Genomic DNA, 14,101 nt, shown 5'->3' on the forward strand with positions numbered 1-14,101 from the left:
CCCTCGGGCGGTGAACCTCTCAGGCAGAGATGACAGAGCGAGGGAGGCCCCGACCCCGACGAAGGAGCCTCCGTTGCGACGCACCGCACTTCATCACATCCACCAGCGCCTGGGCGCGACCATGACCGGTTTTGCCGGCTGGTCGATGCCGTTGCGCTACGGCAGTGACATCGCCGAGCATCACACCGTACGGACCGGTGCCGGCCTGTTCGACCTCGGTCACATGGGCCAGCTGGAGGTGACCGGGCCGGAGGCCGCCGCCTTCCTCGACCACGCCCTGGTCGGCCGGTTGTCGGCGGTTGCCGTCGGCCGCGCGAAGTACACGATGCTGTGCCACACCACCGGCGGTGTCCTCGACGACCTGGTCGTCTACCGGCTCGCCGAGGACCGGTTCCTGGTGGTCGCCAACGCGTCGAACGCGCCGGTGGTGCGCGCCATGCTGGGTGAGCACTCCGGCGGCTTCATGGTGCGCATCGCCGACGCCGGCCGGTCACTGATCGCGGTGCAGGGGCCACGGGCGGCCGAGGTGGCCGGTGTCCACCCGGATCTGCGCTACTACGGCATCAAACGGGACCGGCTGGCCGGGCGTGAGGTCCTGCTGGCCCGTACCGGGTACACGGGCGAGGACGGTTTCGAGATCTACTGCGCGCACGAGGACGCCGAGCAGATCTGGGAGTGGGCCGCCGCGGCGGGCGCGACCCCGACCGGCCTGGCCTGCCGGGACACCCTGCGGCTGGAGGCCGGGATGCCGCTGTACGGGCACGAGCTGACCCTCACGACCACCCCGTTCCACGCCGGTCTGGGCCGGGTCGTCGCCCTGGACAAGACGGACTTCGTGGGTGCCGCCGCCCTGCGCGCCGTGCAGCCGGACACCACGCTGGTCGGCCTCACGACGAAGGGCCGGCGGTCCCCGCGGGCGGGCCACGCGGTGCTCGACCCGGCCACCGGCACCCGGGTCGGCGAGGTGACCAGCGGGGCACCGTCCCCGACGCTCGGGCATCCGATCGCGATGGCGTACGTCTCCAAGGACCTGGCCGGGCCGGGCACCCGGCTGACCGTCGACGTCCGGGGCACCCACGAGGACGCCGAGGTCGTCAGCCTCCCCTTCTACCGGCGGCGGTCCTGATGGCCGTCTCCGTCTTCGACCTGTTCTCCATCGGCATCGGCCCGTCCAGCTCGCACACGGTCGGCCCGATGCGCGCCGCCCGGCTGTTCACCTCCCGTCTCGGCCCGATCGACGACGTGGCCACGGTGCGGGCCGAGCTGTTCGGGTCGCTCGGTGCGACGGGGCACGGCCACGGCACGCCGAAAGCGGTCCTCCTCGGTCTGCAGGGCGAGGATCCCGAGACGGTCGACACCGGTCTCGAGCCGTCCGACGGCGCCGCCGGTTTCGCGGTCGACCTGGTGCTGCACCGGCGCCGGTCGCTGCCCGGGCATCCGAACGGGATGCGGTTCACCGCGCTCGGCGCCGACGGCACCGAGCTGCTTGCCAAGACCTACTTCTCGGTCGGCGGCGGGTTCGTCGTGGATGAGCAGACCTCGGGCGTACGCCTTGATCGCACGCCGGTGACGTACCCGTTCGCCTCGGGCGCGGACCTGCTGTCGCTCACCCGCACCACCGGTCTGTCGATCTCCCGGCTGATGCTGGCGAACGAGACGGCGTGGCGGCCGGAGTCCGAGATCCACGCCGGGCTGCTGAGGATCTGGCGGGTGATGAGCGACTGCATCGACGCCGGTCTCGCCGCCGAGGGTCTGCTGCCCGGTGGTCTGAAGGTGCGCCGCCGGGCCGCCGCGACCGCCCGTCAGCTGCGCGCCGAGGGCAATCCGGAGGCGCATGCCATGGAGTGGCTGACCGTCTACGCGATGGCCGTCAACGAACAGAACGCGGCCGGTGGTCGGGTGGTGACCGCGCCGACCAACGGTGCCGCCGGAATCATCCCGGCCGTGCTGCGCTACTACCTGGAGTTCGTGCCGGGCGCCTCGCCGGACGGGGTGGTCCGGTTCCTGCTGACCGCGGCCGCGATCGGTCTGCTGTTCAAGGAGAACGCCAGCATCTCGGGTGCCGAGGTGGGCTGTCAGGGCGAGGTCGGGTCGGCGTGCGCGATGGCCGCGGCCGGGCTCGCCGAGGTGCTCGGCGGCACCCCGGAGCAGGTGGAGAACGCCGCGGAGATCGGCATGGAACACAACCTCGGCCTGACCTGCGACCCGGTCGGCGGCCTCGTCCAGATCCCGTGCATCGAACGCAACGGCATGGCCGCCGTCAAGGCCGTGACGGCCGCGCGGATGGCCCTGCGCGGTGACGGCCGCCACCACGTCTCCCTCGACAAGGTCATCAAGACCATGAAGGAGACCGGCGCCGACATGAAGACCAAGTACAAGGAGACCGCCCGGGGCGGCCTGGCCGTCAACGTCATCGAGTGCTGACCGGGCGGCTCGCGATCAGCGGGCGCGGGCCCGGCGGGCGGGCCGGGCCGGGGCGTCACCACGGGCGGCGGTGACGGCCTCGCACAGGTCGGTGAGCGGGTCGAGGCGCTGGGCAGTGCAGGCGATCGCCTGCAACAGGCCGCGGAAACGTTCGGCGTCCTCCGGTGCGAGGGCGCCGAGGACGTGCGCCTCGACATGACGCAGCGCGTCGCGCCGGGCCTGCCAGGTCTCGTGTCCCTTGGCGGTGGCGACCACGAGGCGGCTGCGGCGGTCGGCGGGGTCGGGACGGCGCGCGACGAGTCCGGCGCCTTCCAGGTCGTCGATCAGGTACGTCAGGATGGTCCGGTCGATGCCCAGGTCCTGGCCGATCGCGCCCTGGTTGCGGGGAGGCTCCCCGACGGCGGCGGACAGCACCTGATAGCCGCGGGGCCCGCCGGGCAGGTCGTTGAGGGCGTGGTCGGCGGCCTTGGCGTAGGCACGGAAGACCACTCCCAGCATCCAGCCGAGGTCACCTTCGAGGGGGGTCGTCACCACCCCACCATAGCCCAGTGCAGCAGAAGTTCTGCCTGACAAATGTTCTGTTTGACAGAACATCTTTTCCGCGTCACAGTTGCCGCATGTCCGACTACGGCCACCCCCTTGAGTTCGGGTCCTTCATCACCCCGGCAGCCGCCGACCCCACCCGGGTCGTCGCGCTCACCGTGCTCGCCGAGCAGGCCGGTCTGGACCTGGTCACCTTCCAGGACCACCCCTACCAGCCCGGCTTCCTCGACACCTGGACGCTGCTGAGCTACGCCGCCGCGCGCACCGACCGGGTGCACCTCGCGGCGAACGTCACCAACCTCCCGCTGCGCCCACCGGCCGTGCTCGCCCGCAGCGTCGCCGGCCTCGACCTGCTCAGCGGCGGCCGCATCGAGCTGGGCCTCGGCGCCGGCGCCTTCTGGGACGCCATCGAGGCCATGGGCGGGCCGCGCCTGGCCGCCGGCCAGGCCGTGCAGGCCCTCGAGGAGGGCATCGACGTCATCCGTCAACTCTGGGACACCGGCGCCCGTGGCGCGGTCCGGGCCGACGGCGAGTTCCACCGGGTGATCGGCGCCAAACGCGGCCCGGCACCCGCCCACGACGTCGCCATCTGGCTCGGCGCCTACAAGCCGAGAATGCTCGCCCTCACCGGCCGCCGCGCCGACGGCTGGCTGCCCTCCCTCGCCTACCTGAAAGACGGCGACCTGGCCGCCGGCAACCGGATCATCGACGAGGCGGCACTCGAGGCCGGACGCAAGCCCGCCGACGTGCGGCGGTTGCTCAACATCGGCGGCCGCTTCACCGACATCGGCCGCGGTCCGTTGCAGGGCCCGGCCGAACAGTGGGCCGAGGAACTCACCGACCTGGCCCTCACCGACGGCGTCGGCACGTTCATCCTGGCCACCGACGACCCGGACGACCTGCGGCGCTTCGCCGCCGAGGTGGTCCCCGCGGTCCGCGAGGCGGTGGCCGCCGAACGAGCCGGCACCGCGACGAGGCCGACGGCCACACCTTCGCCCGCCGCGCCTTCACCGGCCGGGCAGTCCCCCGCGGCACGCACCCGGCCCGCGCCCACGTCCGTCCGGGCCGGGCAGTCCCCTGCCGCCGGCACCGGGCCGGCGTCCGTGCCGGGCCGGGCGGCGGGCCGGTCACCGTTCACCGTCACACCGACCGAGGACGACGGCGTACGCCGCAGCAGCACCACGGTCTGGGACGAGCAGGCCCGGCCCACCGGCCCCGCGCCGGACCCGGAGCGCACCTACACCCCTCGGGAGCTGGCCAACGGCCGTCATCTGATCGAGGTGCACGACGGGCTGCGCGGCGAACTCGCCCAGATCCACGACCTCATCGATCAGGTCGAGGCGGGAAGTCTCGACGTCGGTGCGGCCCGTTCCCACATCAACACGATGACGATGCGGCAGAACAACTGGACGCTCGGCACCTACTGCGAGTCGTACTGCCGGATCGTCACGACGCACCACACCATCGAGGACCGGTCGCTCTTCCCGCACCTGCGCCGCAGCGACCCGCGCCTGGCCCCGGTCGTGGACCGGCTCGAACAGGAGCACCATGTCATCCACGAGGTGCTCGAGGGAGTCGACAAGGCTCTGGTCGAGATGGTCTCCGGCCCGGGCGGCACGGCCGGCCTGCGTGCCGCGGTGGACCTCCTCACCGACACACTGCTGTCCCACCTGGCCTACGAGGAACGCGAGCTGATCGAACCGCTGGCCCGCCTGGGCGCCCAGTAGGACCCGGTCCAGCCGTACGGCGGGGTGGCACCCGCCGGTCAGCGGGTGGCCCGGTCGTCGCCGCCACGCTGAAATCTTGGGGGACCCGAACTCGACGACGCGAAGTGATCGTTTGTCCACCGACGCCGATGACGACGTGACGAATCTGGTGATCATGTCGCCGGACGAGTTCGAGGCCGCCCTCGGCGGAACGCTTCCGGAGACCCCGGCGGGAGACGCCGACGGGCCACCGGACTGCGGGTGCGCCGACTGACCGTTCGCTCGGGGCGCTCGCGGGCAGTCACCGGCCGGCGGGGTGGGGGGAAAGCTCCCCGCCGGCCGGCCTGACCGACCCACGGAAAAGCCCTCGCCGGTTCGAGCCGGGCCACCGCACGGGAAAGCCTCGCCGGTCGCCCTGCCGCTCCCCCACGGGAAAGCGCCGGCCGATCGACATGGCCCACCCTCGCAGCAGAGGACGGACATCCGGCCGGCGAGCGGAATCAGGCGATGGTCAGGTGGGTGGCCAGGGCCTTCAGGAAGTCGGGGGCGTCGAAGAGGCGGCCGGCCGAGGCCACGCCGGTGGTTCGGGTGCGGCCGTCGAGGATCCGCTGGACGGCTTCGACCGCCAGGGGCGCGCTCACGGCGTAGATGTCGGTGCCGGTGGCGGTCAGGCGGCGTTCGGCGGTGCCGTTGCGGACGATCGCGTCGACGGTGAACGTCTCGGCGGTCCGGCCGTCACGGCCCGTGTCGCCCGCGGCCAGGTCGCTCGCCGCCTCGGTGGTCATGTAGGTGCGCACCTCGGGAACGGCCAGGTGGCTGGGCACGGTGACGACGTCGGCCATCGTGAAGCCGGCCAGCACCGTCCGGCGGCCCAGTGGTTCCGGGAAGTCCCAGCTGACCACCGGCAGGTCACGACTGTCGGTGTAGTGGTCGAGGCGGCCTCCGGTGTAGCGGACCCGCCGACCGCCGCGCCGCTCGCGGGAGACGGTGCCGGCGGCGAGTGTTCCGGTGGTCGGCTGCCAGCTGCTCAGACCGTAGGCGATGTGCGCCTCGCCGGCCGTCGTCCAGTCGCCCATCGCGGCCGTCACCAGCAGATCCCCCAGGCCGCCGAAGAACGCCATCGCCGGGAGCACCGTGACACCGGCAGCCCCGGCCCGCTCGGTGAAATGCGCGAAGGTGTCGGCGTTCGCCTCGATCTCGGCGGCCACGTCCACGTACGGGATGCCGGCCCGTAGCGCCGCCTCGATCACCGGCGCCGCGGTGGTGGCGAACGGACCGGCCGTGTTGATGACCGCGTCGGCACCCTTGATCGCCCGGTCGAGCGCGGCCGGGTCGTCGGCCGGCGCCACCCGCGTCTCGATGTCCGGCCCGAACCCGGCGAGCCGGCCGGCATCGCGCCCCACAGCCACCGGCACCAGTCCCCGTCGCGCCAGCTCCGCCACCACGAACCGGCCGGTGTGACCGTATGCCCCAAAGACCGCTACCCGCTTCTCCATGCCGAGAATGCTGTCAGGGGCGTCAGGACGGAGACAGTGTCCGGAGCGCCAACCCCCGAACAGTTTCGGACAGCACCCGCATGGCCTGGCCGATCACCGGTGAGTCGTCGCCGGCACGGACCGCGACGGCCAGATCGATCCGGGCGTCCTCCTCGACGAGCGGCCGATACGTGGCGCCCGGCACGCCGAGCTGCGCCACCGGCTCCGGCACGATCGCCACGCCCAGCCCCGCCGCCACGAACGTGACGAGCGTCGACGTCTCGACCACCTCGTGCCGGACGCGCGGCTCGAACCCGGCCCGGTCGCACAGCCGCCGGAGGGTGCCGTGCATCGCCGAGTCCCGGATCGCATGGACGACGAAGTCCTCGTCGCGCAGGTCGCTGACGCTCAGGCGGTCCCGGGCGGCGAGACGGTGGCCGTCGGGCAGGACGACGATCAGGGCGTCGCTGCGCAGCACCCGCACCTCGATGCCCGGGTCATCGACGGGCGGGCGCAGCAACGCCAGGTCGATGTCACGTCGTTGCAGGGCGGCCACCTGCTGGGCGCCGAGCATCTCGCCGCGGAACGCCACCTCCACGCCGGGCAGTTCCTCGCGCAGGCGGCGGGCCACGGCGGGCAGCAGGCTGTAGGTGGCCGAGCCGACGCACCCGACGGACAGGCGGCCCTGCAACCCGGCCGCGACCCGCCGGGCCACCTCGCCGGCCTCGTCGACGGCGGCCAGCACGGCCCGGATCCGGTCCAGGTAGGCGGCACCCGCCTCGGTCAGCTCGACGCGGCGGGTGTTGCGGTCCAGCAGGCGTACGCCCAGTTCGGCCTCGAGCTGCCGGATCTGCTGGGACAGCGGGGGCTGTGCCATGTGCAGCCGGGCGGCGGCCCGGCCGAAGTGCCGTTCCTCGGCTACCGCGAGGAAGTAGCGCAGGTGACGCAGTTCCATGCCATTGATATTCACAGAGTCATGGTCAGCCGGAAAAGAGTATTTCTGAATATCAGCGCTGGTTACTAGCCTGGGCTCATGGCTGACTCATTTGTGTACGCCGCCGCCCGCACCCCGTTCGGCCGCTACTCCGGGGCCCTCGCCGAGGTGCGCCCGGACGATCTGGCCGCCACCGCGCTGACCGGTCTGCTGGCCAAGGCGCCGGATCTCGACCCGGCCCGGATCGACGACGTGTACTGGGGCAACGCCAACGGCGCCGGCGAGGACAACCGCAACGTGGGCCGGATGGCCGTGCTGCTCGCCGGCCTGCCCACCTCCGTTCCGGCGGCCACCGTGAACCGGCTGTGCGGCTCCAGTCTGGACGCGGCGATCATCGGGTCCCGGGCCATCGCGGCCGGCGACGCCGAGGTGGTCGTGGTCGGCGGCGTCGAGTCGATGACCCGCGCCCCGTGGGTGCTGCCGAAACCGTCGCGCGCCTTCCCGGCCGGCAACCTGGAGGCGGTCTCGACCACGCTCGGCTGGCGGCTGACCAACCCGCGGATGCCCGCCGAGTGGACGGCGTCGCTCGGCGAGTGCAACGAGCAGCTCGGTGACAAGTACGGCATCTCCCGGGAACGGCAGGACGCCTTCGCGGCCCGGTCGCACACCCTGGCGGCGAAGGCCTGGGACGAGGGCTTCTACGACGACCTGACCGTTCCGGCCGGCGACCTGACCCGCGACGAGGGCATCCGCGCCGACAGCAGCGTGGAGAAGCTGGCCCGGCTGAAGCCGTCGTTCCGCGCCGACGGCACCATCACCGCGGGCAACGCCTCGCCGCTCAACGACGGCGCGGCCGCGGTTCTGCTGGGCTCCGCGGGGGCGGCCGAACTGATCGGCATCGCCCCGCTCGCGCGGATCGCCGGCCGGGCGGCGCATGCCGTCGACCCTCAGGAGTTCGGGTTCGCCCCGGTCGAGGCCGCCGAGAAGGCGCTGCGCCAGGCCGGTATCGGCTGGTCCGACGTCGGCGCGGTGGAACTCAACGAGGCGTTCGCGGTCCAGTCACTCGCCTGCGTCGACGCGTGGGACGTCGACCCGGACATCGTGAACACCCGCGGCGGGGCGATCGCGATCGGCCACCCGCTCGGCGCGTCCGGAGCCCGGATTCTCGGCACGCTCGCCCACGTGCTGCGCGAACGCAACCAGCGCTGGGGTGTCGCGGCCATCTGCATCGGCGTCGGCCAGGCCCTCGCCGTGGTTCTGGAGAACACGGTCCGATGAAGACGGTCATCACCGGCGCCCGGGACGCGGTCGGGGCGGTCAAGGACGGCGACACGGTGCTCGTCGGCGGGTTCGGCATGGCCGGCATGCCGGTCGAGCTGATCGACGCGCTGATCGAGCACGGCGCCGGCGACCTGACCATCGTCAGCAACAACGCCGGCAACGGCGACACCGGCCTGGCCGCGCTGCTCGCCGCGGGCCGCGTACGCAAGATGGTCTGTTCTTTTCCCCGGCAGGCCGACTCGTGGGTCTTCGACGGCCTCTACCGCGCCGGGAAGATCGAACTCGAGCTCGTGCCGCAGGGGAATCTGGCCGAACGGATGCGCGCGGCGGGCGCCGGGATCGGGGCGTTCTACTGCCCCACCGGCGTCGGCACGCCGATCGCCGAAGGCCGCGAGACCAGGCAGATCAACGGCCGGGAGTACGTCCTGGAGTACCCGATCCACGGTGACGTCGCGCTGATCCGCGCGCACCGCGCGGACCGGCTGGGCAACCTCGTCTACCGCAAGACCGCCCGCAACTTCGGACCGGTGATGGCCACCGCCGCACGCACCACGATCGCCCAGGTGTCGCAGATCGCCGAGATCGGCGAACTCGACCCCGAGACGATCGTGACCCCGTCCATCTACGTCGACCGGCTCGTCGAGGTGAAGTCATGACCAGCAAGGACGACCTGGCCAAGCGGGTCGCCGCCGACATTCCCGACGGCGCCTACGTCAACCTGGGCATCGGGCAACCCACCGCGATCGCCCGCTACCTGACCGCCGGCAGTGGCGTCGTCCTGCACACCGAGAACGGCATGCTCGGCATGGGCGAGGTCGTACCCGCCGAGGACGCCGACTGGGATCTGACGAACGCCGGCAAACAGCCGGTCACCGAGCTGCCCGGCGCCGCCTACTTCCACCACGCCGACAGTTTCGCCATGATGCGCGGCGGCCACCTCGACGTGTGCGTGATGGGCGCCTTCCAGGTGTCGGCCGGCGGTGACCTGGCCAACTGGCACACCGGCGCACCCGACGCGATCCCGGCCGTCGGCGGGGCCATGGATCTCGCGGCCGGCGCCAAACAGGTGTGGGTGATGATGACGCTGTTCAGCAAGACCGGCGAGCCGAAACTGGTGCCGTCCTGCACGTACCCGCTGACCGGCAAGGCATGTGTGACCAGGATCTACACCGATGTGGCGACATTTCACATCACCCCCGGCGGCGTACGGGTGACCGAACTGCACGGCATCGGCTTCGACGACCTCTCGGCGCGATTGGACGTGCCTCTCGTCCGGGTTTGAGGCCGGAGTGATCGGCATTACTGTTGGCGGCGTGCCAGGAACATCGTTGACCGCCGTTGTCCGCCGGGCCGTGGACACCGATGCGGCCGCCATCGCCCGGATCTGCTCCACGGCCTACCGGAACGCGTACCGCGAGCTGTTGCCCGAGGGGTACATCAACCGCAGCGTCGCCGCGTTCTACCAAGAGCCGCGGATCGTCGCCGACATCGACGCGTCGCCGCCGGCATGGTTCGGCTACCAGGTCGTCGAGGAGGACGGCCGGGTCCTCGGCGCGGCCGGCGGCGGACTGTCCGGCCCGGCGGCCGGCGAGCTGTCGCTGATCTACCTGGAGTCCGCCGAACGTGGCCGCGGCCTAGGCACGCTGCTGCTGGACCGGGTCACCGAGCAGATCCGCGACGCCGGTGGTACCGAGATGTGGGTGTCGGTCTTCCTCGGCGACAGCGCCGGGATCGGGTTCTACCGGGCGCGCGGCTTCCAGCCGATGGACACGGTCCGGGCGACCCTGTCCCGCGAGGACGACCACATCCGCAGCCTGCGCATGCGCCGTCCCCTCTGACCTACTTCACCCGGCGGGTGGACCGGGCGACGATCGACTCGTACCCGGGATGCTTGTCGAGCCACCCGGCCAGGAACGGGCACATCGGCACGACCGTGCGGCCGCGGGCCTTCGCGTCGTCCATCACCGCACGGGCCAGCGCCGAACCGGCTCCCCGGCCCTCGAACTCCGGCACCACCTCGGTGTGGGTGTAGACGATGATCGGGCCGGTCACCTGGTAGGTGACCACACCGGCCAGGGTGCCCGCCTCGTCGCGCGCCTCGAATCGCTCCCGTTCGGGCAGCTCGGTAACCGTGAACGTCACCCGTTCATCCAACCACGCCTGCTTACGGCGTCTCGCCGCGCGGGATCAGCAGCGCTGCCGGCCTCTCCACCTTCAGCGCTGCGGCAGTGTCCAGATGTAGGTGCTGGTGTCGCCGTCCGTGCCGGACGCTGCCAGCTTCCGGCCGTCGCCGCTGATCGTCGGCGGGGTGAGCCGGCGGAAGGGGCCTCTGCGGCTCGTGAACGTGCGGCCGGGCACCTGAGCCGGCCAGTCGATGACGTCCAGGGTGGCGGCGTCCCAGACGTAGACGGTGCCGTACGACTCGCCGGTGCCGACGAGGGTTCGGCCGTCGGGAGTGAACGCGACACCGGTGACCTTCTCGGTGGCCTCGCCGACGTACCGTTCGCCGAGCATGCGCATGGACGGCACCTCGAGCGTCACGATCCGGTAGATGCTCGGGTAGGCGATGCGACGGCCGTCGGCGCTGAAGGTCAGCGTGCCGCTCACGGCCGCCTGCTCGGCGACGCCGATAAGCTTTCCGGTACGCGCCTCCCAGAGCTTCAAGGTCGAGTCGCCCGGTCCCTGGTGCTCGGCGCTGGCCAGCCACTTCCCGTCGGGGCTGAACGCCAGTTCGGCGATGGCCTGCTCGTGGCCGGCCTCCCACTGTGCTCCCGGCTTGCCGGTCGCGCTGTCCCAGACCCGCACCATGGTCCGGCCGCCGTCGCCGCCGGCTGTGGCGATCCGGCTGCCGAAAGGGCTGGCCGCGACCGCCGTGACGAACTTGTCGTCGGGCCGCAGCGACGGGCGCGTACGTTTCCGGGCGGCGACGTCCCACAGTTCCACGACGCCCACCCGCTTGCCGTCGAATCCCTCACCACCGACCAGCAGAGTACGGCCGTCGGGGGTGAAGGCGATGTCGTACGAGCCGGTCATGTCGGTCTGCAGCGGCTCACCGTCCTGGCGGCCCGCCGCGGTGTCGAAGAACCTCAGCTCGGAAAGGTCCGAGGTGACGGTGACCAGCAGCGGGTCCCGCGGGCTGAACGCCACCTCGTGGATCCACTCGTCGCCACCGGCGAGGACGGTCTCCGGCGGCACGATCCGCTCGCCGGCGTCCGGTTCCGGTGCCGTGCAGCCGGCCGCGAGCAAGGTCAGTGCCGACATCACGATCAACAACCTCGTCCTCGCCATGCGCTGCAGGGTGCCATAGCAGGCCAAACCGGCAGCGCTCAGCACCGCCGGACACCGACCTCCTTGGCGGCGCGTGCCTCGATGGCCCGCTGCCGTTCCAACACCCGGGACACCCCGTCGGCCGGCATCGGCTCGTACAGATGGAAGCCCTGACCGCGGGTGTAACCCAGCTCGAGGAGGGCGGCCACCTGCTCGGGGCTCTCGATTCCCTCGGCGACGGTGTCCAGGCCCAGCGCGTGCGCCAGCTGGATCACCGCGCGGGCCACCGCCTGCCGGGCATCGGCGGGCCGGCCGTCGTCGATCTCGATCCCGTCGACGAACGACTTGTCCAGTTTCACGATCGCGGCCGGGACGGCACGGAGCAGACTCAGGGACGACTCCCCGGTGCCGAAGTCGTCCAGGGCGAGACGGATGCCCATCCCGTCCAGCTCGTGCAGCGTCCGGGAGATCTGCGGCCCGCGGAGCACCCCCGATTCGGTGACCTCGAGGACCAGCCGTTCGCGCGGCAGCCCGCTGTCGCGGAGCGCGGTGGCCACATCGGACACGAAATCGGGGTCGTGCAGTTGCCGGGCGGACACGTTCAGCCCGGCCTCCTTCAGCGCGCCGGCACCGAACTCGGCAAGCCACGCGGCCGCCTGACGGCACGTCTCGCGCAGCACGAACCGGCCGAGAGGAACGATCAGGCCGGTACGCTCGGCCGCCGGGATGAAGTCGGCGGGGCTGACCAGGCCACGGGTCGGGTGGTGCCACCGGACCAGGGCCTCCACCCCGATCACCCAGTTGCGGTCCAGTCGCACGATCGGCTGGTAGACGACCCGGAACTCGTCGTTGTCCAGGGCCCGCCGCAGTTCGCCGCCGAGCTGCATGTGCGCCAGGACGGGTTCGCCCATGCCGTCCTCGTACCGCACGATGCCGGCCTTGCCACGCTGTTTGGCCGTGTACAACGCGACGTCGGCGTCGCGCAGCACCGAGTCGAGAGTGGCACCGGGTGCGGCCACGGCGATGCCGATGCTGGCCCGGACCAGCAGACGATGTTCACTGATCGGCTGGGTGAGGGCGGCCAGGGCCCGCTCGGCCAGGTCCTGCGGGTCGGCCCGGTTGCCGGTCATCAGCACCGCGAACTCGTCGCCGCCCACCCGTACCGCGAGATGGTCGTCGCCCGTCTCGGCCCGCAACAGGCCGGCCATCGCGACCAGCAGCCGGTCCCCGGCCCCGTGCCCGAGCAGATCGTTGACGGTCTTGAAGTCGTCCAGGTCGATGAGCAGTACGGCCACCGGACCGCCGGCGGCCAGCGCGGCCGTGAGCCGCTCCCGGAACAGCGCCCGGTTGGCCAGCCCGGTCAGGCCGTCGTGGCTCACCTCGTACCGCAGCCGGTCCTGGTGGTCCTGTGCGGCCCGCAACAGGCGGGCGTTCTCCCGGTACGCCAGGTACTGCCGGACCATGACCAGCGCGGTCACCAGGACCGCGGCGACCAGGGCCATCCGGGCGGGCCAGCGCAGCGGCGCGCCGGCCGCGACCGCCACCAGCGGAACACCGACCAGGATCGTGGCCAGGTAGGGCAGCACCATGCCGGCCGGGTCCGGGTCACGGCGTGACCGGTGAACGGCGCGGCCCTGCGCGGCGGCGCCGAGTGCGATCAGCACCGGGGCCAGCGGCATCACGATCGCCTGGGCCGGGACACTGGCGATGTAGCCGAACTGCACCGCCAGTACGCCGACGGCACCGGCCGGAACCCCGCCGCCGGCCGCGACGAATCGCATCGCGGTGGGGTCGACCGGGCCGCCGGCGAGGTACGACACCTTCGTCACGGCACCGACCGCGACCAGAAGACCCAGCCCGACCAGCAGCATCGCCTGCCGGCTCCACGGCTCACGGGCGGTCAGCATCGGGGCGATCCCGGCATACCACAGCACGGAGGTGCAGCCCAGAAACGCGATGGTCCGGTCCAGCACCATGTGCCACCGCTGTTCGCCGCGTGACGCGACGACCGGCACCCGGGCCAGAGCCCAGACGGCGATCAGGAAACCGATGGCCGCGAGGGCCGCCGCCGGGACGGGCATGCTGCGGGTGCGTACCTCGTCCGGGTGCGCGAGCATGTCGGCGGCAAGCCAGGCGTAACCCACCGTGACGAGCACTACGGCGACCAGGACGGTACGCCAGAATCGTGCCGCCACCGGGTCGAGACCTCGCCCGGTCCGGGTCAGGTGACGGACGGACGCGGCGGCGAGCACGCCGCCGGCGGGGACGAAGAGGTAGGCAACCGCTTCGATGCCGATTCCGGCGCCCAGGTGGGCCGCGCACCAGACGGTACCGAGTACGGCGACCGAAACGGTGGCCCGTACATACCACCGGGCCGTCGGTTGAAGCGCATCCCGCGTCACGGGCCGACCCTAACGGGACCGGTGTGCGGGCGATCTCCTCCGAACGTTCGACGTTCACCGATGTGAGGA

14 protein-coding genes are annotated in these 14,101 nt (G+C 72.0%); 8 read left to right on the plus strand and 6 right to left on the minus strand.

Features of this window, described 5'->3' with window-relative positions; genetic code table 11:
- The first annotated feature begins 73 nt into the window (after positions 1 to 73).
- Both gcvT and AB0G04_RS38545 read left to right on the plus strand, forming a co-directional pair.
- Positions 74 to 1,126, plus strand: coding sequence for a glycine cleavage system aminomethyltransferase GcvT (gene gcvT / locus AB0G04_RS38540; protein ID WP_360993745.1), 1,053 nt, complete (start codon positions 74 to 76; stop codon positions 1,124 to 1,126).
- Positions 1,126 to 2,424 carry an L-serine ammonia-lyase gene (locus AB0G04_RS38545; RefSeq protein WP_360993748.1) on the plus strand — a complete coding sequence of 433 codons (1,299 nt, stop codon included), beginning with the start codon at positions 1,126 to 1,128 and terminating at the stop codon, positions 2,422 to 2,424. Before gcvT ends, AB0G04_RS38545 begins: the two co-directional genes overlap by 1 nt.
- Positions 2,425 to 2,439: 15 nt before the next feature.
- On the opposite strand, the gene AB0G04_RS38550 is transcribed toward AB0G04_RS38545, so the two are convergent.
- Positions 2,440 to 2,955 (minus strand): MarR family winged helix-turn-helix transcriptional regulator, encoded by a 516-nt coding sequence (locus AB0G04_RS38550; RefSeq protein ID WP_360993751.1) that lies wholly within the window; start codon positions 2,953 to 2,955, stop codon positions 2,440 to 2,442.
- 86 nt (positions 2,956 to 3,041) lie between these two features.
- Here AB0G04_RS38550 and AB0G04_RS38555 point away from each other — a divergent pair, with 86 nt between their 5' ends.
- Together AB0G04_RS38555 and AB0G04_RS38560 are read left to right on the plus strand one after the other, a co-directional pair.
- Complete coding sequence (locus AB0G04_RS38555) at positions 3,042 to 4,694, plus strand: LLM class flavin-dependent oxidoreductase (RefSeq protein ID WP_360993753.1); 1,653 nt, start codon at positions 3,042 to 3,044, stop codon at positions 4,692 to 4,694.
- Between the two features lie 112 nt (positions 4,695 to 4,806).
- On the plus strand, positions 4,807 to 4,947 hold the full coding sequence (locus AB0G04_RS38560) for a hypothetical protein (RefSeq protein ID WP_360993756.1): 141 nt from the start codon (positions 4,807 to 4,809) through the stop codon (positions 4,945 to 4,947).
- A gap of 226 nt (positions 4,948 to 5,173) precedes the next feature.
- Here the strand turns inward: AB0G04_RS38560 and AB0G04_RS38565 are convergent, their stop codons facing one another.
- Together AB0G04_RS38565 and AB0G04_RS38570 are read right to left on the minus strand one after the other, a co-directional pair.
- On the minus strand, positions 5,174 to 6,169 hold the full coding sequence (locus AB0G04_RS38565; protein WP_360993759.1) for a saccharopine dehydrogenase NADP-binding domain-containing protein: 996 nt from the start codon (positions 6,167 to 6,169) through the stop codon (positions 5,174 to 5,176).
- Between the two features lie 22 nt (positions 6,170 to 6,191).
- On the minus strand, positions 6,192 to 7,103 hold the full coding sequence (locus tag AB0G04_RS38570) for a LysR substrate-binding domain-containing protein (protein ID WP_360993762.1): 912 nt from the start codon (positions 7,101 to 7,103) through the stop codon (positions 6,192 to 6,194).
- 78 nt (positions 7,104 to 7,181) lie between these two features.
- Between AB0G04_RS38570 and AB0G04_RS38575 the strand changes: the two genes are divergently transcribed.
- The 4 genes from AB0G04_RS38575 to AB0G04_RS38590 are packed head-to-tail and all read left to right on the plus strand — an operon-like array spanning position 7,182 to position 10,201.
- Positions 7,182 to 8,360 (plus strand): thiolase family protein, encoded by a 1,179-nt coding sequence (locus AB0G04_RS38575; protein WP_360993765.1) that lies wholly within the window; start codon positions 7,182 to 7,184, stop codon positions 8,358 to 8,360.
- Positions 8,357 to 9,019 carry a 3-oxoacid CoA-transferase subunit A gene (locus AB0G04_RS38580; protein WP_360993768.1) on the plus strand — a complete coding sequence of 221 codons (663 nt, stop codon included), beginning with the start codon at positions 8,357 to 8,359 and terminating at the stop codon, positions 9,017 to 9,019. The genes AB0G04_RS38575 and AB0G04_RS38580 overlap by 4 nt, the downstream gene beginning before the upstream one ends.
- Positions 9,016 to 9,645 carry a 3-oxoacid CoA-transferase subunit B gene (locus AB0G04_RS38585; RefSeq protein WP_360993771.1) on the plus strand — a complete coding sequence of 210 codons (630 nt, stop codon included), beginning with the start codon at positions 9,016 to 9,018 and terminating at the stop codon, positions 9,643 to 9,645. The genes AB0G04_RS38580 and AB0G04_RS38585 overlap by 4 nt, the downstream gene beginning before the upstream one ends.
- Before the next feature lie 46 nt (positions 9,646 to 9,691).
- The gene (locus AB0G04_RS38590) at positions 9,692 to 10,201 is read left to right on the plus strand and encodes a GNAT family N-acetyltransferase (protein WP_360993774.1); all 510 of its coding nucleotides are present in this window, start codon (positions 9,692 to 9,694) and stop codon (positions 10,199 to 10,201) included.
- 1 nt (position 10,202) lies between these two features.
- Here the strand turns inward: AB0G04_RS38590 and AB0G04_RS38595 are convergent, their stop codons facing one another.
- The 3 genes from AB0G04_RS38595 to AB0G04_RS38605 form a co-directional block, all read right to left on the minus strand.
- Entirely contained in the window at positions 10,203 to 10,505 is a 303-nt protein-coding gene (locus AB0G04_RS38595) for a GNAT family N-acetyltransferase (RefSeq protein ID WP_360993776.1), read from the minus strand.
- Between the two features lie 72 nt (positions 10,506 to 10,577).
- Complete coding sequence (locus AB0G04_RS38600; RefSeq protein WP_360993779.1) at positions 10,578 to 11,651, minus strand: hypothetical protein; 1,074 nt, start codon at positions 11,649 to 11,651, stop codon at positions 10,578 to 10,580.
- Between the two features lie 38 nt (positions 11,652 to 11,689).
- Complete coding sequence (locus AB0G04_RS38605; protein ID WP_360993782.1) at positions 11,690 to 14,032, minus strand: EAL domain-containing protein; 2,343 nt, start codon at positions 14,030 to 14,032, stop codon at positions 11,690 to 11,692.
- Between the last annotated feature and the right edge of the window lie 69 nt (positions 14,033 to 14,101).

It is taken from the genome of Actinoplanes sp. NPDC023801 (genome assembly GCF_040639655.1).
Taxonomy (GTDB): Bacteria; Actinomycetota; Actinomycetes; order Mycobacteriales; family Micromonosporaceae; genus Actinoplanes.

Coding starts and splice junctions, on each gene's coding strand:
- AB0G04_RS38585 (WP_360993771.1), top strand. CDS start 9,016: ATGACCAGCAAGGACGACCTGGCCAAGCGGGTCGCCGCCGACATTCCC.
- AB0G04_RS38555 (WP_360993753.1), top strand. CDS start 3,042: ATGTCCGACTACGGCCACCCCCTTGAGTTCGGGTCCTTCATCACCCCG.
- AB0G04_RS38545 (WP_360993748.1), top strand. CDS start 1,126: ATGGCCGTCTCCGTCTTCGACCTGTTCTCCATCGGCATCGGCCCGTCC.
- AB0G04_RS38565 (WP_360993759.1), bottom strand. CDS start 6,169: ATGGAGAAGCGGGTAGCGGTCTTTGGGGCATACGGTCACACCGGCCGG.
- AB0G04_RS38570 (WP_360993762.1), bottom strand. CDS start 7,103: ATGGAACTGCGTCACCTGCGCTACTTCCTCGCGGTAGCCGAGGAACGG.
- AB0G04_RS38600 (WP_360993779.1), bottom strand. CDS start 11,651: ATGGCGAGGACGAGGTTGTTGATCGTGATGTCGGCACTGACCTTGCTC.
- AB0G04_RS38575 (WP_360993765.1), top strand. CDS start 7,182: ATGGCTGACTCATTTGTGTACGCCGCCGCCCGCACCCCGTTCGGCCGC.
- AB0G04_RS38580 (WP_360993768.1), top strand. CDS start 8,357: ATGAAGACGGTCATCACCGGCGCCCGGGACGCGGTCGGGGCGGTCAAG.